Here is an 18,474-nt window from a genome sequence, read left to right on the forward strand (position 1 = left end):
CCGTTTGCGGGGTCTCAGTCGGGAAGGCGCACCGCCGCGGCGGCCGCGCCGAGTTCGTCGGCGCGGCGCTCCGGCGTCCAGCCGAGCTCGTCGGCGGCGATGTCCGCCGCCGCGGAGAGCACATGCTCCCCGGGATCGCCGCGACGCCCGATGCCGGTGCGGTTGAGGAGGATGTCGGTGAGGTGCACGACCGCCTCATGGCGGGCGGCGAAGGCGACCTGAGCGAGCACCTCGCCGTCGTCGGTGGCCGACGCCGACAGGCGGCCGCCCTCCGCCGCGATCGCGCGCACCGTCGCGGCATCCGTCCCATACAGACGATCGAGCAGGGTGAGGCCGGACGTGTCCGGGAGCGCGGAGCCGTCGAGGGGAACCTGCGCCGTGCGGCTGGGAGCGACCCGCGTGCGAAGCTTGCGGGCCAGCTGCCCCACCACCTTCTGCGCGAACGAACGCGCCGTGGTGTACTTGCCGCCGTTCGCCGAGACGAGGCCCTCGACTCCGGAACGGGCATGGTCGGTGAGTTCCGACGCGCGGGACGCGCGATAGGTGTCCCCGCCGGGGGTCTCGGTGAGTGGCCGGAGACCGCCATAGGCGGCGACGACGTCGTCGGTCGACAGGCGGACGGGGAGCTTGCTCGTCGCGTTGATCTCCGCGACGAATCTCTCGATCGCCGCTCCCGTGAGGCGCCAGTCGTCTACAGCCCCGGTGTACGCCGTCTCGGTGGGGCCGATCAGTGTCCGACCGCGCCAGGGCGCGAAACTGAAGTGGCCGCTGGACGACACCGTCAGCACCATCGTGTCGCTGAGCTGGCGGGTCAGGAGGTAGATGCCCTCCGACCGCACCGGCGGCTCCTCACCTGCCGCGCGTCGCGTGCCGGCCTGCGCGGCGAGAACGTCGCGTGCCCAGGGTCCACTCGCGTTGACCGTCACCCGCGCCCGCACGTGCGTCTGGAGCCCGGTGACGAGGTCGGTGACCGCGGCGCCCACCACGTGCCCTCGACGCACGAGCAGCTCATCGGCGCGCACGTAGTTGGCGACCCGGGCGCCGGAGGCGACTGCCGACCGGATGAACGCGAGGGTGAGCCGCTCGGGCGAGAGCATCATCGCGTCGGAGAACAGGATGCCGCTGCGCAGATGACCGAGACCGCGGTCGGCGAGCTCGGCGTGCGAGAGCGAGCGATGCCGGGGGATGCGGTGGGTGGGCGGCACCCGGTTCCGGTCGAACGAGAGCACGTCGTACGCGGTCAGTCCGACGTGCTCGATGAGGCCCGGCTCGGGGAGGACCATCGAGATCGGGGAGACGAGGCCCCGGGCGATGAGCGAGAGCGTCCGACGCTCGGCGAGCGACTCCCGGACGAGTCCCACCTCGAGGTTCTTCAGGTATCGCAGGCCGCCGTGGATCAGCTTGCCGGTCGCGGCCGACGTCGCGGCGCCGAAGTCGCCCTTCTCGACGAGAACCACGGAGAGCCCTCGGCTGGCGGCCTCGTAGGCGATGGCTGCGCCGGTGACCCCGCCGCCCACGACGAGCACGTCGACGACGCCGGTACCCGTCAGCGCATCGCGGGTGATGGTCGTCGTCACCGAGGGGTCTCCTCGCGGAACCGTCGGATCCCGGCACGGATTCCGGTCAGCAGCGCATCGCGTTCGCTCTCGATGTCGAGGATTCCCAGCCGCAGGACCCGTGCGGCGGTGGCCCACCGGTCGATGTCGCCGTCGCGCATGCCCGACACGGCCTTGTACTCCTTCAGGTACATGCGACCCATCGTCGCCCTCGCGGCGCCATAGACGAGTTTCTGGGCGGCCGAGGCGCCGGGGAACAGCTCCGCCTCGGTGAACAGGAGCCGCGTCATCGCGACGTCGGCGGCCGGATCGCCGGTGGCCGTGGACTGCCAGTCGATGGTGGCGTAGCCGCCCGCGTGCTCGAAGACGTTCAACGGGTGGAAGTCCAGGTGCAGCGGCCGGTCGCCGCGGGGGAGGGAGGCGAGGTGGTCGCGGAGCAGCGCCTTCTCGTCGACCGTGAGCGCCGACAGCGGGGCGGTGTCGACCAGGTCGGCGGCGATCTCGCGGACGTCGGGGAACACGTCGGTGCGGGCGCGGTGGATGCGGACGTGCTCGTTCGCGAGCGCGCGCGCCACGCGGCCCATACGGAGGATGTTCTTCTCGGCGACGGTGGTCAGCGCACGCCCGTCCACGCGGTCGAACGCGACCGCCCGGCCGCCGTCGATGTCGATGCGACCGTGGCAGCGGATCGGGGTGAGCGCGAGGTCGTACGCGGTCTGGGAGTCGCCGATCTCGCGTCCGATCGCGGCATCCGGCCAGTCGTCGTGATACTTCTTGGCGACGCGTCCGCCCTTCAGCTCGAACACGTCGGCTGACCGCCCGTGGGCGACGAGGCCGCCGAGCGTGGCGATCATGCGTGCACCGGCTTGGTGGCTCCGTACCCGAGCCGCTCCGCCGATGCGATGACGTCGTGCTGCTGCTCCGCGTCGAGTGCGCGGGGGATCCCGGCGGTGCGCGCTCGGAGGTAGAGCTCGCTGAGCCACTCGACGAGGAGCGCGTTCTCGACCGCTCCGGCGAGGGTGGACCCCAGGGCGACCGCACCGTGATTCGCCATGAGGGCGGCCAGGCGCCCCTCGAGCGCGGTCCCCACCGCGCCGGCCAGTGCGGTCGTCCCGAAGGCGTGGAACGGCGCCACCCGCAGCGCTCCGCCCAGGAGCAGCTGCTGATAGTGGATCACCGGAAGCTCGTCGAGGACGAGAGAGAGCGCGGTCGCGCACGGAGCGTGGGTGTGGACCACGGCGGCGACACGGTCGGGCGAGGCGGCGCGGAGCACACCGAGGTGCAGGGCGAGCTCGGAGGTGGGGGCCAGATCTCCTTCGATGAGGTCCCCGTCCAGGCTGACGACGGTCACCTCGCGCGCGGTCGCCTCGGCGAGCACGGCGCCGGTGGCGGTCACGGCGACCACGTCTCCCCGGCGGGAGCTCACATTGCCGGCCGTGCCGATCAGGAGTCCGTGGGCCGCGAGACCGCGCGCGGCCGCGGCGACGGCGGATCGCAGGTCATGATAGGGGGACGACGTCGTCATGGTGCTAGCGTTGCCCCCGACCCTAACCAAAGTCAAGTTTGATTTTCATGACGGAAGAGACCGCTGCCGACGAGACCGGCCTGGCCGCTCTCGCGCTCCGCCGCGTGCCGACGCAGAGTCGCTCCCGCGAGAAGGTCGCTCGCGCCATCGAGGCCGCGGAGGACCTGGTGCGGCGTGAGGGCGTGGAGGCGATCAGCCTGCCGCGCGTCGCCGCGGAGGCGGGCGTCAGCGTGGGTGCGCTGTACCAGTACCTGCCCGACCGCGACGCGATCACGGCAGCGATCGTCGCCCGGTACCACGGGCGCCTGGAGGGCCTCCTCGACGCGGTCATCGAGCAGATGCGGGCTTCGCCGAGCGGACCGGATGCCGTCGGGCGGGTGCTCCGCGCCGTCGCCGACATCTACCAGGACGAAGAGCTCGCGAGGTCGCTCGGCACGGTGCGCGCGGGCAGCGCGGAGGCCCGCGACGCACGCCGGGCGCACAAGGCTCGGATGGCCGAGAAGGTGGGAGCCCTGCTCGGGCTGGTGGGGCTGCTCGACGGCCTGGCCGCCGATCAGGCATCGGCGGTGGCGCGCGTCGCGTTCACCTCGGCGGATGCCGTCCTCCATGAGGCTTTCGCGGCGCCGGAGGCCGAGCGGGAGCTGCTGCTCGCCGAACTCGAACGCGCGCTCCGGGCCTCGTTCCGCCGGTAGGCGCGGGGTGCGGAATGGTCGTCGGTCACCGCGACGCTCGCCGCCAGGCCGGCACCGCGACGAGCAGGAGGGCTGCGGGCAGGAGGAAGGCGAGACCCGACCCGGTGAGGTCGGTGAGGACCCCGACCCCGACGGCTCCGAGGACGGCGCCGGCGTAGTTGAAGAGGTTCACCCGCGCGATCACCTCGTCGCTGCGTGCCGGGTCGATCCCGCCCGCGAGGCCGAAGGCGAGGGGGACGAGTGCGCCGACAGCCAACCCGCTGATCGCGAACCCGGCGATCGCTCCCGCCGCCACCGGGGCGAACGCCACGATCAGTCCGCCGGCAACGCCCGCGACGAGGGCGACCGCGAGCAGGCGACGCCGGCCGATCGCTCGGATCGCGGCATCCGTCACGAGGCGGGCGACCAGCACTCCGCCCTGGTAGACGGCGAATCCGACCGGCGCGAGCGCCGCGGCCGCGCCGACGGCGGTGAGGTGGACCGCGCTCCAGGAGCTCGCTGCCGAGTCGACGGTGAAGGCGGCGAGGATCACGAGCCCGACGACCGTGATCGCACGGGCGTCCAGCCGGCCACGTCCGGGGGCTTGGCGGTGCGGTCGCGCGGCGCGCTCCCGACTCAGGTGCCTCCCGAAGAACACGACGAAGGCCACCTGGAGGGCGGCGGCGATCCCGAGAGCGGCGAACGCCGGCGTGCCGGTCGCGAGGACGCCGGCCATCGCCACCGCGCCGATGATCGACCCGCTCGTCGCCGTTGCGTAGAAGCGACCGAGCAGCGGGCTCGCCCGCCCCCGCTGCACGAGGACGCCCTGCATGTTGCAGGCGGCGTCGATGAGTCCCAGGCCGAGCCCGTAGGCGAGCACGGATGCCGCGAGCGTCACCGTGTCGGGGGCGAGGGCCGTCGCGCACAGACCGAGCGCCTGCAGCGTGAGGCCGATCAGCACCCCGTGACGGCTGCTGAGGCGCAGTGCGATGACGTCGGCGAGGAGGGAGCCGAGCGCGGCGGTGACGCAGACGCCCAGCAGGATCAGCGAGATGCCGGTGGCGTCGAGTCCGGTGCGCTCCTGGAACGCCGGGAGAGCGGTCACGACGACCGCGTACCCGAGTCCCTGCAGTCCGTAGGTTGCCGCGACGGCCAGGGTGTTCGCGCGCGTCGCCACCGGTGCCGTCGTCGTCACCTCAGACCGCCTCGGGGTGGCGCTGCCGAAGGACGGCGAACGCCTCGGCGGCGATCTCGACGGTGCGGTCGACGTCGGCATCCGTCACGGCGGCGTTCAGGAAGTGGTTGTGGTGCGAGGTGATGTAGACACCCCGGCGCACGCATTCCGCCACCCACTCCTGATGCAGCATGAGCGAATTGGCGGGGTCCGCGACCCGCAGGTAGAACAGGGCGGGCGCCCCCGAGGCGACGAGCGTGAAGCCCGACGCCGCACCGGCGGCGACGAGGCCGGCGGTCAGGCGCGTGCCGAGGCGGCGGAAGAGGATGGGCGCGTCGATCTCGCGGAGCTTGCGCTGGGTGGCGATGCCGGCGGCGAAGGGCACCGCGCTCATCCAGTAGCTGCCGGTGTAGGTGATGCTGCTGACCGCTTCCTTCAGCGAGTCCTTGCCCATCAGCGCCGACACGTTGTATCCGTTGGCGAGCGCCTTGCAGAAGCAGATGAGGTCGGCCTCGAAGCCGAAGTGGTGATCGCTGCCGGCGAGGTCGAGGCGGAACCCGGTGCGCACATCGTCGACGATCAGCACGATGCCGTGCTCATCGCACAGCCGCCGCACCTCCTGCCAGTAGCCCTCCGCAGGGAGCTCGTTGTCGACGAAGTTGCCGTGCATATACGGCGTGGAGATGAGCGCCGCGATCTCGCCGCGGTGTTCGGAGAGCATCGCCCGCAGCGCATCCAGGTCGTTCCACGGCACGTACAGGTTGTTGGCGACCTCCTCTTCGAGGACCCCCGGGTAGTCGAGCTTCTGCGTCCACGGTGCGACCCCGTGGTAGAAGCCTTTGATGAAGACGATCTTCTTGCGGAGGGTGGCCGCGCGGGCGGTCATGACGGCGAGGGTCGTCGTGTCGCCGCCGTTCTTCGCGAACACCGCCCAGTCGGCGCTGGCGACCTGGTCGACCAGGAGCTCGGCGAAGTCGATCATGACGGTCGAGGGCAGCGAGACGACGTCCTCGAGCTCGGCCTGAGCCTTCGCCGCTGCGGTCACGTCGGGATCGTTGTAGCCGAGGATGTTCGGGCCGTACGCGCACATCCAGTCGATGAACTCGTTGCCGTCGAGATCCCAGAACCGGGTGCCCTCCGCCCGGGCGGCGAACTTCGGGAAAGCGTCGTGGGGAAGGTGCAGGCCCTCCGTGGGCCCGAGATGCCCCGGGATGCCGGCGGGGATCACCCGCTGCGCGCGGGCGAACGCCTCGAGGCTCTTCGTGAAGGTGAACGGCGCGGTCGGGAAAGGGGTGATGAGGCTCACGGGGTGCTCACTTTCCGAGGTAGTGGCCGACGCGGTCGAGGATGCGACTGGTGTTGTCGACGAGAGGGACGTAGCCGCGGATGGCGATGCGCCCGTCACCCACGCACGCGAGCGCGCTCTCGCGCCCGGTGAGCACGTCACCGGCGGTGCGCAGATCGACGAAACCGAACACCGCGCGCGGCGGGTCGTCGGTGACGGCGACCCGGGTGAGGTGGTGGTCGCGGATCCGCAGTCGGTGGCGAAGCGAGTCGCCGACGGTGATGTCGAGGTCGCCGTCGGTCATCTGGCCGGCGCTGAAGCGTCCGGAGCGGTCGTGCTCGGCGACGACGGTGATCGCGCTGACCGCGACGTCGAGCAGCAGCATCCGGCTCGCGTCGGCGAACTCGGGGTCTTCAAGGTCGGCGTCGGTGGGCTGCAGGTACCGGCTGAGCAGATCGGTCAGCGGGGTGAACACCTTGGTGAGGAAGCGGATGCCGCCAGGCCCTGCGACCGGGATCGGCGACGACCCGGCGCCGGAGAGCACCGCATTGGCGTGCCCGGGGGAGGTGAACAGCAGCGTGACTCGGGTGCCGCGGGGTTCAGCCCCGGCCACGACGCCGTCGTCGTCGAAGACGTACCGGGCTCGGTCTCCCGCTGCGATCCGTGCGGTGAGCGTCACCGGGCCGGGGAGGGTGGCGAGCGTCGCCGCGGCGGCGGGCACCAGCTCCACGAGCCGGGGGAGGGCGCCCAGCACGGCGTGCAGGTTCACGGCGGCGAGGACGCGGTCGTCGATCTCAGTCAGCATGGCGGTCCTCCGGGTGGGTCGAGTCGCCTGGCAGCGGGCGCCGCGTCGAGGGCTCAGCGTGTCGTGCGAGGCTGGATGCCGCGAAGGCGGCCGTGGCGCGCGCGGCATCCGTGTCCTGGTCGGCGAGCCAGGCGAGGGTGATGCCGTCGGCGAAGGCGACGAGGACGCGGGCCAGTGCCGGCACCGGCGAGGTCCACACCGATCCGGTGACCTCGGCCGCGTATCGGAGGAGCTGCTCGGCGGCGGCGAAGTACGACGTCCACTGGTCGCGCATCTGGCCGTCGGCGTCGCGGCGCCGCGCCCACAGTCCCAGTTCGAAGAGCGCGAGCTCGTGATCGGGGTGGGTGCGCAACAGGTCGATATACCCGTCGAGGCCCGATCGCAGCGCCGCCTCCATCGACGACACATCGATGGCGCGGACTTCGGCGGCGAACCGCTCCTGCTCGATGACCGACTCCACGACGGCGGTCATCAGCTGCTCCTGCGTGCCGAAGATGTAGCTGAACGCCCCGAGCGGCATGTCCGCCTCGGCGACGATCGCCCGGGTCGTGGCGCCCGGTACGCCGCGGCGGGCGATCACGCGGATCGCGGCGGCGATGAGCTCTTCGCGGCGCTGATCGGCCGGCATCCGGCGCATCAGCGGCTCCCCACCGCGCGGGAGGCGACCCAGAGGCGCAGCCGTCGGGGCGACACCCGACCCAGCAGGCCCTGCGCGCGGTTGCCGGCGCCCACGGTGTGCACGGGGCCCGGGTCGCGCCGGTCGAGTGCGGCGAACGCCTCGTCGAGGACGACGTCGACCGACACGCTCGGCCCGACTTTGAAGGTCTCGGACCCGGCGACCTCGAAGAACTCCGTCTCGGTCGGTCCGGGGCACAGGGCGAGCACGCGAAGACCGGTGCCGCGGGTCTCCTGCCAGATCGCCTCGGTGAGGGCGGTGACGTAGGCCTTCGTCGCGGCGTAGACGGCGAGGCCCGGGAGCGGCTGGTGCGCCGCCGTGCTCGAGACGTTCACGAGGAGGCCCCGCGCCTCGATGAGCGAGGGAAGCAGGATGCGGGTGAGGAGGGTGAGGGCGGCGATGTTGACCTGGATCTCGTCGGCGACGAGGGCGTCGTCCTCCTCGGCGAAGGCCGCCGCGGTTCCGAAGCCGGCGCTGTTGACGAGTCCGGTCGCACGGATGCCGCGGTCGGCGAGGTCCGCGGCGATGCGTGCGGGCGCGGCCGGGTCGGTCAGGTCGGCGGCGACGACGGCGGCTTCCACGCGGTGCAATGATCGCAGCTCGGCGGCGAGCGCTTCGAGCCTGTCCGCGCGGCGGGCGACGAGCACGACGTCATGCCCGCGGGCGGCGAATCGGCGGGCGAATCCCGCGCCGATCCCCGAACTCGCTCCCGTGATGACGACGGCGTCCGCCATGGCGCCCCTCCTCGAGTTGTTCAGCTGACCAACTCAGTATGGGGCGCGCATGCCCCGAGGGGAAGGGCGACGCGGAAGTCCGCGCCGCCCCCGTCGTCCTCAGACTCCGGCCGTCTCCCGTGCGCCGGCGGCCAGACGCTCGGCGGCGTAGGCCTCCGCGGCATCCAACGGGGTCACTCCCCGTGCCTCGGCCTCGTCGAACAGGCGGCGGACGGTGTCGCCGATGCCGTCGATGCGCGACGCGATCTCGTCGCGGTGACCGGGGTGCTTCGCCTCGACGTCGAGGTAGATGACACCGCCCGCGTTCGCGACGAAATCGGGCGCGTAGAGGATGCCGCGCCCGGCGAGGCGGTCGGCGCCGGCGCGATCGGCGAGCGGGTTGTTGGCCGGGCCGCACACGGCGCGCGCCGCGAGCACATCGATGACCTCGTCGGTGAGCACGCCGCCGATGCCGGCGGGCACGAAGACGTCGGCCGGGACCAGCTGCTCGGCTCCCGGCTCCACCCACGTGGCACCGAGCTCGGCGGCGAGCGACATCTTCGCGGGGTTGACGTCGGTGACGGTCAAGACGGCGCCCTCGGACGACAGCCGGACGGCCAGACGGCTGCCCACCTGCCCGAGACCGGAGATCGTGATCCGGCGGCCCGCGACGTCGCCCGACCCCGCCACGCGCTCGAGCGTGGCGCGCAGCGCCGCGTACACACCCCGACTCGTGGGGCCGGCGGGCTCGCCCGAACCGCCCACCGAGCTCGGCAGGCCGATCACGTGCGGGGTCCGCTCACTCACGACGAGCATGTCCTCCGTGGTCGATCCGACATCCTCCGCCGTTCGGTACAGTCCGCCGAACGCGTCCACCGCGTCGCCCAGATCGAGGAAGGCGGCCCGCCGTCGGTCGGCGTCGAGGACGTCCTCCGGGCCGAGCGCGATCACAGACTTGCCGCCACCGGCATCCAGACCTGCGGCGGCGTTCTTCAGCGTCATCGCCGCCGACAGCCGCAGGGCGTCGCCCATCGCGTCGGACCAGTGCGGGTAGCGCCAGAGTCGGGCGCCGCCCAGGGCGGAGCCGAGGATCGACGAGTGGAGCGCGACGGTGAGGACGAGACCGCTGCGGCGACCCGTGATCACCTCCACGCGTTCGTGGCGGAATTCGGGCAGGGGCAGGGTGTGCGTCATCGCGGTCCTTCTCGACGGGCCTTGTGGGCTCTGCGGAATCGGATGCCGCGGCTGTGCGGCATCCGTCATCATTCTGCCCCGTCCTCACGCCCGCGCCTAGGCTGAGCGGATGATGACCGAGCGTTACTCCCACGGCCACCACGAGAGCGTCCTGCGGGCGCACACCTGGCGCACCGCGGAGAACTCCGTCGCCTACCTTCTGCCGCACCTGCGACCGGGCGGCTCGCTCCTGGATGTCGGCTGCGGCCCGGGGACGATCACCGTCGATCTCGCCCGGCGCGTCGCGCCCGGCCGCGTCGTCGGTGTCGACGCGTCGGCCGAGGTGATCGCTCAGGCCCACGCGCACGCGCTCGCCGAGGTCGCGCCCGGCGTCGAGTTCCGGGTCGGCGGGGCCTACGAGCTCGATGCGGCGGACGGCGAGTTCGACATCGTCCACACCCACCAGCTCCTGCAGCACCTCGCCCGCCCGATCGAGGCGCTGCGCGAGTTCCGGCGCGTCGCCGGGCCGACCGGTCTCGTCGCCGCACGCGAGGTCGACTACGCCGGCATCCTCATCCACCCGCACATCCCCGCGCTCGACGAGTGGCTCGACATCCTGCTGCGCGTCGGCCGCGGCAACGGCGGGGAGCCTGCCGCCGGGCGTCGGCTCAAGGCCTGGGCGCGCGAGGCGGGCTTCACCGACGTCGCCGTGAGCGCCTCGACCTGGCTCTTCGAATCGGACGAACAGCGTGCGTGGTGGGGCGGCTCCTGGGCGGACCGCGCGCTGCACTCCAGCTACGCCGACCACGCGCTCGAGCAGGGCGTCGCCGACCGGGCCGCCCTCGAGCGGATCGCCGACGGCTGGCGCGAGTGGGCTTCCGCGCCGGACGGCTGGCTCCTCATGCCGCACGGCGAGATCCTGGCGCGCGGATGAGCGCCCACCTGCCCGCGCGCAGTCGGCTGGTGCACGACGCCATCCGCACCGCCGGGATCGAGGGCGACATCGTGGTGCTGCCCGACGCGGCATCCACCGCCGTCCTCGCCGCGCAGGCCCTCGGCGTCGAGGTCGGAGCGATCGCGAACAGCCTCGTGTTCCAGTGCGACGGGACGCCGCTTCTCGTGATGACCAGCGGCGCGCACCGAGTCGACACGGCCGCCCTCGCCGCGCGGATCGGGCGCGGCAGGATCACCCGCGCGACGCCCGAGCAGGTGCGCGAGGCGACGGGCCAGGCGATCGGCGGCGTCGCGCCGGCAGGTCATCCTGCTCCGCTGGAGACCCTCGTCGACGAGCACCTCGCCACGTATCCCGAGATCTGGGCCGCTGGCGGCACCCCGCACACGGTCTTCCCGATGACGTTCACCCAGCTCGTCGCCCTCACCGGTGGCCGCGTCGTCGCCGTCGACTGAGGCGTCTTATCCGCGAGACAGCAGTGACAGCCCGAGACGTTGACATTCGGCCGCTGTCTCGGGCTGTGCCTGCTGTCTCGCGGTCAGCGGGTCGTCAGCGGTGGATCAGGTCGCGCCAGTTGTCGGGGACGCGGCCGGCGGGACCGGGGGAGGGCTGGTCGTCCGGGCGGCTCGTCGGCTCGGCGAGCTCCGGGCCGTCGAAGGTCGTCTCGTCGACGGAGTCCCAGTACCACCGGCATCGCCTACGGCGACCGCCGCCCCGAGTGGCTCACCGCCGGCGGCACCCGCATCGAACGGCGCGCCGTGTCGGCCGGTGACGCCCGCGTCCTCGTCCAGCCCCGCTTCGTGGTGCGCTGATCACCGCCGGTCCCGTCAGCGGCCGCCGATCCGCCGGGCGAGGTCGGCTGCGGCGGACGCCGCCAGGGCGCTCAGCGTTTCGATCCGGGCGGATGCCGCGTCATCGCCGCTCCGAGTGGGCTCTGCGCCCCCCGCGTCGCCCTGCCACGTGACCGCGACGGCGGCGGCCGGCCATCCCGCGTGGTCGCGCACGACGACCGCCACGGAGCGGAAGCCGGCGGTCACCTCGCCGTCCTCGGTCGCGACGCCCGTGCGCCGGGTCTCGCGCAGCAGCTCGCGCAGCTCGCTCGGGCGCCCCGGGCCGCGACCCGTGCGAGCGGTGAAAGCCGCGGCATCCGGATACAGGGCTCGCACCTGCTCGCGGGGGAGCGCCGCGAGCATCGCGCGGCCCGTGGCGGTGAGGTGGGCCGGCAGTCGGACGCCGACGTCGGTGACGAGCGCCGGCCGCCGCGGCGCACGCTCCTCGACGATGTACATGACGTCGCGGCCCGTCATCACCGCGAGGTGCGCGCTCTCGCCGGCGCGGTCGGCGAGCTGCGCCACGATCGGGCGGCCGAGACGCGCGAGCGGCTGCTGTCGCGCGTAGCCGCCGGCGAGCTCGAACGCGGCGGTCCCCAGGCCCCAACGGCGGTCGGACTCCAGGTGGACGACGAAGCCGTGCGCGGCCATCGCCGCCAGCAGGTGGTAGACGGTCGACCGGGGGATCGACAGCTGCGTGGCGACGGTCTGCGCGGCGACGGGTCCGCGCTGGTGCGCGAGGAACCGGAGGATCCGCAGCGTCTGATCGGCGGCGGGCACCTGTGGTCGGGCCGGGTCGGCGGTCGCCGCGTGCATTTCGTCTGGGATCACAGACAAAGGATGCCACGACCCCGTCGCGCCGGCCTCGCGTGAGCGGTGGAATCGGACCATGCCCTCCGCTCCCGTCGTCCTCGGTGACACCCCGCTCACGCCTGACCAGGTCGTCGCCGTCGCGCGCCACGACGCTCCCGTCGAGGTGTCGCCCGCCGCGTTCGCCCGCGTCGCCGAGACCCGTGCCCTCATCGAGCGCCTCGCCGACGACCCGCAGCCGCACTACGGCATCTCCACGGGGTTCGGCGCCCTCGCCACGACGTTCATCGCCCCCGATCGCCGCCGCCAGCTGCAGGCGAGCCTCATCCGCTCCCACGCCGCCGGGACCGGTCCCGAGGTCGAGCGGGAGGTCGTCCGCGCGCTGCAGCTCCTGCGTCTGCAGACGCTCGCGACCGGCCGCACCGGCGTCCGACCCGTCGTCGCCGAGACGTACGCCGCCATGCTCAACGCCGGCATCACCCCGGTCGTCCACGAGTACGGCTCGCTCGGCTGCTCCGGCGACCTCGCGCCGCTGTCGCACATCGCGCTCGCCGCGCTCGGCGAGGGACCGGTCCGGACGGCGGACGGCACGCGGACGGATGCCGCGGAGGCGCTGGCGACAGCCGGCATCCGTCCCCTCGTCCTCGAAGAGAAGGAGGGTCTCGCCCTCATCAACGGCACCGACGGCATGCTCGGGATGCTCTCGCTCGCCCTCGCCGACCTCGACACCCTGCTGGCGACCGCCGACCTCGCCGCCGCGCTCTCGGTGGAGAGCCAGCTCGGCACCGACGCGGTGTTCGCCGCCGACCTGATGGCACTCCGCCCTCAGTCGGGACAGGCCGCCTCGGCCGCAAACCTCCGCCGCGCGCTCGCCGATTCGCCGATCGTCGCGAGCCACCGCGACCCCGCCGTCTGCACACGCGTGCAGGACGCGTACTCGCTCCGCTGCTCGCCGCAGGTGCACGGCGCCGCCCGCGACACCCTCGAGCACGCGCGCACGATCGCCGAGCGCGAACTCGCCTCGGCGGTCGACAACCCCGTCGTGACCCCCGACGGCCGGGTCGAGTCCAACGGCAACTTCCACGGCGCTCCCGTCGCGTACGTGCTGGACTTCCTCGCGATCGCCGTGGCCGACGCGGCATCCATCTCCGAGCGACGCACTGATCGTGCGCTCGACCGCACCCGAAGCAACGGGCTGCCGCCGTTCCTCGCCGACGAGGTCGGCGTCGACAGCGGCCTCATGATCGCTCAGTACGCCGCGGCCGGGATCGTGTCGGAGCTGAAGCGCCTCGCGGTACCGGCATCCGTCGACTCGATCCCCTCCTCGGCGATGCAGGAGGACCACGTCTCGATGGGCTGGGCGGCCGCCCGCAAGCTCCGCCGGGCCATCGACGGCCTGGCCCGGGTCCTCGCGATCGAGGTGGTGACGGGATGCCGCGCCCTCGACCTGCGCGCCCCGCTGCAGCCCGCGCCGGTCACCGGCGCCGTGCGCGACCTCGTTCGCACGGTCGTCGACGGGCCCGGGCCCGACCGCTTCGTCGCGCCCGACCTCGAAGCCGTCATGCAGCTCGTCGTCTCGGGCGACATCGCCCGCGCCGCGTTCGGATCGTTCGAAGGAGAACACGTATGACCGACACGACCCCCACCCGCACGGTCCGCGCCGACCGCGGTAACACCAGGACAGCGAAGAGCTGGGGTGCGGAGGCGGCCAAGCGGATGCTGATGAACAACCTCGACCCCGAGGTCGCCGAGCACCCCGAGGACCTCGTCGTCTACGGCGGCACCGGCAAGGCCGCCCGGTCGTGGGAGGCGTTCGACGCGATCGTCCGCACCCTCGACGAGCTCGAACCCGACGAGACGCTGCTCGTGCAGTCGGGGAAGCCGGTCGGGGTCTTCCGCACGCACGAGTGGGCGCCGCGCGTGCTGATCGCGAACTCCAACCTCGTCGGCGACTGGGCGACGTGGCCCGAGTTCCGCCGCCTCGAGCACCTCGGCCTCACGATGTACGGCCAGATGACGGCGGGGTCGTGGATCTACATCGGCACGCAGGGCATCCTGCAGGGCACGTACGAGACGTTCGCCGCCGTGGCCCGCTCGCTCGGACGCGAGTCGCTCGCCGGCACCCTCACCCTCACCGGCGGTGCGGGCGGCATGGGCGGCGCGCAGCCGCTCGCGGTCACGATGAACGGGGGAGCGGTCCTCGTCGTCGACGTCGACGAGTCGCGTCTGCGCCGTCGCGTGGAGCACGGCTACCTCGATGAACACACCGCCGACCTCGACGCGGCGATCGAGCGCGCTCTGGCGGCCAAGGCCGCCGGGCAGGCGCGGTCGATCGGGCTCGTCGGCAACGCGGCCGACGTCTTCCCGGAGCTCCTGCGCCGCGGCATCCCGGTCGACATCGTCACCGACCAGACGAGCGCGCACGACCCGCTTGCCTACCTGCCCTCGGGCGTCGCGTTCGACGACTGGAAGACCGAGGCCGCGGCCGACCCCGAGGGCTTCACGCAGCGGTCGCGGGCGTCGATGGCGCGGCACGTCGAGGCGATGGTCGGGTTCCAGGATGCCGGCGCCGCGGTCTTCGACTACGGCAACTCGATCCGCCGAGAAGCCGAGCTGGGCGGCTACGACCGCGCGTTCGCGTTCCCGGGGTTCGTGCCGGCCTACATCCGTCCGCTGTTCGCGGAGGGCAAGGGCCCGTTCCGCTGGGTCGCGCTGTCGGGCGATCCCGAGGATATCGCGAAGACGGACCGCGCCGTCGCCGAGCTCTTCCCGGAGGACGCCGCGCTGCACCGGTGGCTCGAGAAGGCAGGCGAGAAGGTGCACTTCGAAGGGCTCCCGGCGCGCATCTGCTGGCTGGGGTACAAGGAGCGCCACCTCGCAGGCCTGAAGTTCAACGAGATGGTCGCGTCCGGCGAGCTGTCCGGGCCCATCGTCATCGGACGTGACCACCTGGATGCCGGCTCGGTCGCCAGCCCGTACCGCGAGACCGAAGCCATGGCCGACGGGTCGGACGCGATCGCCGACTGGCCGCTGCTGAACGCGCTGCTCAACACGGCGTCGGGCGCCTCGTGGGTCTCGATCCACCACGGCGGCGGCGTGGGCATCGGCCGGTCGATCCACGCCGGACAGGTGACGGTCGCCGACGGCACCCCGCTCGCGGCCGAGAAGCTCGCCCGCGTGCTCGTCAACGACCCGGGAACCGGCGTCATGCGCCACGTCGACGCGGGCTACGACCGGGCGAAGGAGGTCGCCCGCGAGCGCGGCCTGACCATCCCCCTGCTGGACGCCTGAGATGGTGACCCTCCTCACCGGCATCGCCGAACTGACGACCAACGCGGATGCCGCGGCTCCCACGGCGACCATCGCCGACGCCGCGCTGCTCATCGAGGACGGCCGGGTCGCCTGGGTCGGCGCCGCCGCTGACGCCGAGACAGCAGTGGCGGCCCGAGACGGCGGTCGTCTGTCGACGTTTGGGGCTGTGACTGCTGTCTCGCGGTCAGAGCACCTCGAGGTCGTCGACGTGGGCGGCCGCGCGGTGATCCCGGGGTTCGTCGACAGCCACACGCACCTCGTGTTCGGGGGCGACCGGGCCGACGAGTTCGAAGCGCGCATGACCGGCACGCCGTATGCCGCCGGCGGCATCCGACGCACCGTCGCCGCCACGCGCGCGGCCGACGAGGACGTGCTCCGGTCGCGGCTCGCGGGATTCGTGTCCGAACTGCACGGCCAGGGCACGACGACCTTCGAGATCAAGACGGGCTACGACCTGACGGTGGCAGGCGAGGCGCGACTCGCGCGCCTGGCGGCGGAGGTCACCGAGGAGGTCACCTATCTGGGCGCCCACGTGGTGCCGGAGGGCGCCGGGCGCGACGACTACGTCGACCTGGTCTGCGGCCCCATGCTCGAGGCCGCACGCCCGCACGTCCGCTGGATCGATGTCTTCTGCGAGAGCGGCGCCTTCACCGCGGCCGAGAGCGAACGGATCCTCCGCGCGGGCGCGGCGGCGGGGCTCGGCGTGCGCGTGCACGGCAATCAGCTCGGCACCGGTCCGGGCGTCGAGCTGGCGGTGCGACTCGGCGCGGCATCCGTCGACCACTGCACCTATCTGACGGATGCCGATGTCGCGGCGCTCGCGGCCGGTGACACCGTCGCGACTCTCCTGCCCGGCGTCGAGTTCTCGACGCGGCAGCCCTATCCGAACGCCCGCCGCCTGCTCGACGCCGGCGTGACGGTGGCGCTGGCCAGCGACTGCAATCCCGGATCGAGCTTCACCAGCTCGATGCCGCTCATGATCGCGCTCGCGGTGCGCGAGATGGGGATGACGGTCGGCGAGGCGGTGTGGGCGGCGACGGCGGGCGGCGCGCGGGCCCTGCGCCGCACCGACGTCGGCCAGCTCGCGCCGAGCGCGCGCGCCGACCTCGTGGTGCTCGACGCCCCGTCGCGGCGGCACCTCGCGTACCGTCCCGGCGTTCCGCTCGTGCACCGGGTCTACCGCGGCGGCGAGGTCATCGCGGCACGGTGAACCGTCTCAGTCGCGTGGGGTGTCGATACTCCACCGGGCGGGTTCGAGCGCGGTCGCGACGTCCCAGTCGTCGGTGTCCCAGACGAAACGCGCGACGGCGCACGTCGGCATCGCGCCGATGCCGCCACCCGACAGGCGATCGGCGAGCACCGTCATGCCGGGGTCGTGCGCGACGACCATGACACGGGGGAGCGCCGTGGCCGCCGCGGCGGCCAGGAGCTTCGCCCCCGGCGCACCGTAGAGCTCGGCGTCGAGGACGAGCGGCGCCGACAGCGCACTCGCGAAGGCCTCCGCCGTCGTGCGTGCCCGGACGGCCGTCGAGGAGAGGATCCGCTCGGGTCGGAAGCCGCTGTCCGCCAGACGGCGCGCCATCTCGGGGGCGTCTGTTCGCCCGCGAGCGTTGAGGGGTCGTTCGTGGTCGTCCAGTCCTGCCGAGCCCCAGTCGCTCTTCGCGTGCCGCGCGATCACGAGCTCGATCATGCGATCGCCCGCCCCGCGAGAAGCTCGAGGACGCACAGCGCCGCGAGTCGCACCGTCCGACCGTCCGCCGCGTCTGCCGTGGCGTCGACCTCCACGATGTCTGCGCTGCGGACGCGAGGATCGGATGCCGCGCCGCGCACGAGGGCGCGCAGCTCCCACGCCTGCAGCCCGCCCGGCACCGAAGCCGGGCAGCCCGGCGCGACGGCGCGGTCGCAGACGTCCACGTCGATGTCGAGGTGCACCGGCCCCGCCGCCCCCGCGATGTCGAGGGCCTGGATCATGACGTCGTCGGCGCCGCGACGTCGGACGTCGTCGAGGGTGATCACGGTGATGCCGAGGTCGGCTGCGCGCCGCGCGTAGGCGATCGAGTTCGCGAAGTCCGCGATGCCGATCTGGACGATCCGCGCGGGGTCGAGGCCGTCCTCGATCAGGCGTCGGACGGGCGACCCGTTCGACTCGCCGTCGCGAAGGTCGAAATGGGCGTCGAGGGTGATCATTCCGGTCGCTCCCGCCCCCTGCGCGGTGGCGTAGGTCACGGAGTTGTCGCCGCCGAGCGCGATCAGCAGACCGGTGTCGGCGACGAGCTCACGCACCCGCGTGCGGACGCGCTCCTCGCCCTCGCGGCCATCGGGCTCCGAGACGTCGCCGGCGTCGGCGATCCGGAGCGCGGTCTGCACGTCGACCGGGGTCGGGCCGAGCACCGCGCCGCTGAAGCGGCGGAGCGCGTCGCGGACGGCGGCGGGGGTGGCGTGCGCCCCGGTCGGGGAGAGGGAGGTGCGGTGCGCGGGCAGTCCGACCAGGACTGCGTCGGTCGGGCCCGTGGGCGCCGGCCACCCGCCGGCGCGCGGCCAGAGCTGATCCTCGTGCAGGGGCTGATCCTCGTGCAGGGGCTGATCCTCGTGCAGGGGCCGGTCCTCGTGTGCGCTCGAGGAGGCATCGTCGGGGGAGATACTCACAGGTAGACCCACGCTTCCTTTCCGTCGGAGAGCCGCACGCGCGTGCGGCGGAAGGTCGCGAGCTGGACCTCGTCCGCGGCCTCCAGCTCGAAAAGGCTCAGGTGCAGGACTTCACCGACGACCTTGTCCCGGGCGTGGCCGGTGCGTCGGAGGACGGTCTGGACGGTGGCTCCCTCGCGGTCGCCGAAGCGCTCGTCGGCGATGCCGACCACATCGGTCGTGTATCCCGCCAGGAGCGCCGGAGTGGCCGCCGCGCGCCTACCGAAGGTGTCGAGCTGGAGGTCGGGCCTGCGCAGCGCACCATAGACGAAGAGCAGTTCGTCGCGGTCCGCGGTCATGGCGCCAG

The 18,474-nt window shown here is 72.9% G+C and carries 19 protein-coding genes; 6 read left to right on the forward strand and 13 right to left on the reverse strand.

The window, feature by feature from the left end; genetic code table 11:
• Positions 1-14 precede the first annotated feature (14 nt).
• Genes BKA24_RS06800 through BKA24_RS06810 form a run of 3 tightly spaced genes read right to left on the reverse strand, consistent with a single transcriptional unit; the run spans position 15 to position 3,081 of the window.
• Complete coding sequence (locus BKA24_RS06800) at positions 15-1,577, reverse strand: FAD-dependent oxidoreductase (RefSeq protein ID WP_184216382.1); 1,563 nt, start codon at positions 1,575-1,577, stop codon at positions 15-17.
• Entirely contained in the window at positions 1,574-2,410 is an 837-nt protein-coding gene (locus tag BKA24_RS06805; RefSeq protein ID WP_184216384.1) for an aminoglycoside phosphotransferase family protein, read from the reverse strand. Before BKA24_RS06805 ends, BKA24_RS06800 begins: the two co-directional genes overlap by 4 nt.
• Positions 2,407-3,081, reverse strand: a complete 675-nt coding sequence (locus BKA24_RS06810; RefSeq protein WP_184216386.1) for a class II aldolase/adducin family protein — start codon at positions 3,079-3,081, stop codon at positions 2,407-2,409. The genes BKA24_RS06805 and BKA24_RS06810 overlap by 4 nt, the downstream gene beginning before the upstream one ends.
• A gap of 47 nt (positions 3,082-3,128) precedes the next feature.
• On the opposite strand from BKA24_RS06810, the gene BKA24_RS06815 reads away from it, so the two are divergent.
• Complete coding sequence (locus BKA24_RS06815) at positions 3,129-3,773, forward strand: TetR/AcrR family transcriptional regulator (RefSeq protein ID WP_184216388.1); 645 nt, start codon at positions 3,129-3,131, stop codon at positions 3,771-3,773.
• A gap of 25 nt (positions 3,774-3,798) precedes the next feature.
• On the opposite strand, the gene BKA24_RS06820 is transcribed toward BKA24_RS06815, so the two are convergent.
• The 6 genes from BKA24_RS06820 to BKA24_RS06845 form a co-directional block, all read right to left on the reverse strand.
• Positions 3,799-4,947 (reverse strand): MFS transporter, encoded by a 1,149-nt coding sequence (locus BKA24_RS06820; protein ID WP_184216390.1) that lies wholly within the window; start codon positions 4,945-4,947, stop codon positions 3,799-3,801.
• Between the two features lies 1 nt (position 4,948).
• Positions 4,949-6,232 carry an aminotransferase class III-fold pyridoxal phosphate-dependent enzyme gene (locus tag BKA24_RS06825; protein WP_343065992.1) on the reverse strand — a complete coding sequence of 428 codons (1,284 nt, stop codon included), beginning with the start codon at positions 6,230-6,232 and terminating at the stop codon, positions 4,949-4,951.
• A 7-nt stretch (positions 6,233-6,239) separates the two neighbouring features.
• Positions 6,240-7,016, reverse strand: a complete 777-nt coding sequence (locus BKA24_RS06830) for a hypothetical protein (RefSeq protein ID WP_184216392.1) — start codon at positions 7,014-7,016, stop codon at positions 6,240-6,242.
• On the reverse strand, positions 7,006-7,653 hold the full coding sequence (locus tag BKA24_RS06835; protein WP_246367051.1) for a TetR/AcrR family transcriptional regulator: 648 nt from the start codon (positions 7,651-7,653) through the stop codon (positions 7,006-7,008). The genes BKA24_RS06830 and BKA24_RS06835 overlap by 11 nt, the downstream gene beginning before the upstream one ends.
• Positions 7,653-8,426 (reverse strand): SDR family NAD(P)-dependent oxidoreductase, encoded by a 774-nt coding sequence (locus tag BKA24_RS06840; RefSeq protein ID WP_184216394.1) that lies wholly within the window; start codon positions 8,424-8,426, stop codon positions 7,653-7,655. The genes BKA24_RS06835 and BKA24_RS06840 overlap by 1 nt, the downstream gene beginning before the upstream one ends.
• Before the next feature lie 99 nt (positions 8,427-8,525).
• Positions 8,526-9,599 carry a Glu/Leu/Phe/Val dehydrogenase family protein gene (locus BKA24_RS06845; RefSeq protein ID WP_184216397.1) on the reverse strand — a complete coding sequence of 358 codons (1,074 nt, stop codon included), beginning with the start codon at positions 9,597-9,599 and terminating at the stop codon, positions 8,526-8,528.
• Positions 9,600-9,708: 109 nt separating this feature from the next.
• Here BKA24_RS06845 and BKA24_RS06850 point away from each other — a divergent pair, with 109 nt between their 5' ends.
• On the forward strand, positions 9,709-10,512 hold the full coding sequence (locus BKA24_RS06850; protein WP_184216399.1) for a methyltransferase domain-containing protein: 804 nt from the start codon (positions 9,709-9,711) through the stop codon (positions 10,510-10,512).
• A complete protein-coding gene (locus tag BKA24_RS06855; RefSeq protein ID WP_184216401.1) occupies positions 10,509-10,985 on the forward strand; it encodes a YbaK/EbsC family protein in 477 nt (158 codons plus the stop codon). The genes BKA24_RS06850 and BKA24_RS06855 overlap by 4 nt, the downstream gene beginning before the upstream one ends.
• Positions 10,986-11,357: 372 nt before the next feature.
• On the opposite strand, the gene BKA24_RS06860 is transcribed toward BKA24_RS06855, so the two are convergent.
• Positions 11,358-12,176 (reverse strand): IclR family transcriptional regulator, encoded by an 819-nt coding sequence (locus BKA24_RS06860; protein WP_246367288.1) that lies wholly within the window; start codon positions 12,174-12,176, stop codon positions 11,358-11,360.
• Positions 12,177-12,249: 73 nt separating this feature from the next.
• On the opposite strand from BKA24_RS06860, the gene hutH reads away from it, so the two are divergent.
• From hutH to hutI, 3 genes are read left to right on the forward strand one after another with little or no spacing between them, the layout of a single operon-like run.
• Positions 12,250-13,800 (forward strand): histidine ammonia-lyase, encoded by a 1,551-nt coding sequence (gene hutH, locus BKA24_RS06865; RefSeq protein WP_184216405.1) that lies wholly within the window; start codon positions 12,250-12,252, stop codon positions 13,798-13,800.
• Complete coding sequence (gene hutU, locus BKA24_RS06870) at positions 13,797-15,461, forward strand: urocanate hydratase (RefSeq protein ID WP_184216407.1); 1,665 nt, start codon at positions 13,797-13,799, stop codon at positions 15,459-15,461. The genes hutH and hutU overlap by 4 nt, the downstream gene beginning before the upstream one ends.
• A gap of 1 nt (position 15,462) precedes the next feature.
• Positions 15,463-16,692, forward strand: a complete 1,230-nt coding sequence (gene hutI, locus BKA24_RS06875) for an imidazolonepropionase (RefSeq protein WP_184216409.1) — start codon at positions 15,463-15,465, stop codon at positions 16,690-16,692.
• Between the two features lie 6 nt (positions 16,693-16,698).
• On the opposite strand, the gene BKA24_RS06880 is transcribed toward hutI, so the two are convergent.
• From BKA24_RS06880 to BKA24_RS06890, 3 genes are all read right to left on the reverse strand, one after another.
• Positions 16,699-17,172 carry a SixA phosphatase family protein gene (locus tag BKA24_RS06880; protein ID WP_184216411.1) on the reverse strand — a complete coding sequence of 158 codons (474 nt, stop codon included), beginning with the start codon at positions 17,170-17,172 and terminating at the stop codon, positions 16,699-16,701.
• Positions 17,169-18,041, reverse strand: a complete 873-nt coding sequence (locus BKA24_RS06885) for an arginase family protein (RefSeq protein ID WP_184220553.1) — start codon at positions 18,039-18,041, stop codon at positions 17,169-17,171. The genes BKA24_RS06880 and BKA24_RS06885 overlap by 4 nt, the downstream gene beginning before the upstream one ends.
• A gap of 83 nt (positions 18,042-18,124) precedes the next feature.
• Positions 18,125-18,466: a gamma-glutamylcyclotransferase family protein gene (locus BKA24_RS06890; RefSeq protein ID WP_184216413.1), complete on the reverse strand. Its 342-nt coding sequence runs from the start codon at positions 18,464-18,466 to the stop codon at positions 18,125-18,127.
• Positions 18,467-18,474: the final 8 nt, after the last annotated feature.

Origin of the sequence: Microbacterium marinum (assembly GCF_014204835.1) — a bacterium.
In the GTDB taxonomy this organism is placed as follows: Bacteria; Actinomycetota; Actinomycetes; order Actinomycetales; family Microbacteriaceae; genus Microbacterium; species Microbacterium marinum.

Excerpts from the sequence above, each read along its gene's own strand:
- BKA24_RS06805 (WP_184216384.1), bottom strand. The coding sequence starts at position 2,410 with ATGATCGCCACGCTCGGCGGCCTCGTCGCCCACGGGCGGTCAGCCGAC.
- BKA24_RS06810 (WP_184216386.1), bottom strand. The coding sequence starts at position 3,081 with ATGACGACGTCGTCCCCCTATCATGACCTGCGATCCGCCGTCGCCGCG.
- BKA24_RS06815 (WP_184216388.1), top strand. The coding sequence starts at position 3,129 with ATGACGGAAGAGACCGCTGCCGACGAGACCGGCCTGGCCGCTCTCGCG.
- BKA24_RS06830 (WP_184216392.1), bottom strand. The coding sequence starts at position 7,016 with ATGCTGACTGAGATCGACGACCGCGTCCTCGCCGCCGTGAACCTGCAC.
- BKA24_RS06835 (WP_246367051.1), bottom strand. The coding sequence starts at position 7,653 with ATGCGCCGGATGCCGGCCGATCAGCGCCGCGAAGAGCTCATCGCCGCC.
- BKA24_RS06840 (WP_184216394.1), bottom strand. The coding sequence starts at position 8,426 with ATGGCGGACGCCGTCGTCATCACGGGAGCGAGTTCGGGGATCGGCGCG.
- BKA24_RS06845 (WP_184216397.1), bottom strand. The coding sequence starts at position 9,599 with ATGACGCACACCCTGCCCCTGCCCGAATTCCGCCACGAACGCGTGGAG.
- BKA24_RS06850 (WP_184216399.1), top strand. The coding sequence starts at position 9,709 with ATGATGACCGAGCGTTACTCCCACGGCCACCACGAGAGCGTCCTGCGG.
- BKA24_RS06855 (WP_184216401.1), top strand. The coding sequence starts at position 10,509 with ATGAGCGCCCACCTGCCCGCGCGCAGTCGGCTGGTGCACGACGCCATC.
- BKA24_RS06860 (WP_246367288.1), bottom strand. The coding sequence starts at position 12,176 with ATGCACGCGGCGACCGCCGACCCGGCCCGACCACAGGTGCCCGCCGCC.
- hutH (WP_184216405.1), top strand. The coding sequence starts at position 12,250 with ATGCCCTCCGCTCCCGTCGTCCTCGGTGACACCCCGCTCACGCCTGAC.
- hutU (WP_184216407.1), top strand. The coding sequence starts at position 13,797 with ATGACCGACACGACCCCCACCCGCACGGTCCGCGCCGACCGCGGTAAC.
- hutI (WP_184216409.1), top strand. The coding sequence starts at position 15,463 with ATGGTGACCCTCCTCACCGGCATCGCCGAACTGACGACCAACGCGGAT.
- BKA24_RS06880 (WP_184216411.1), bottom strand. The coding sequence starts at position 17,172 with ATGATCGAGCTCGTGATCGCGCGGCACGCGAAGAGCGACTGGGGCTCG.
- BKA24_RS06890 (WP_184216413.1), bottom strand. The coding sequence starts at position 18,466 with ATGACCGCGGACCGCGACGAACTGCTCTTCGTCTATGGTGCGCTGCGC.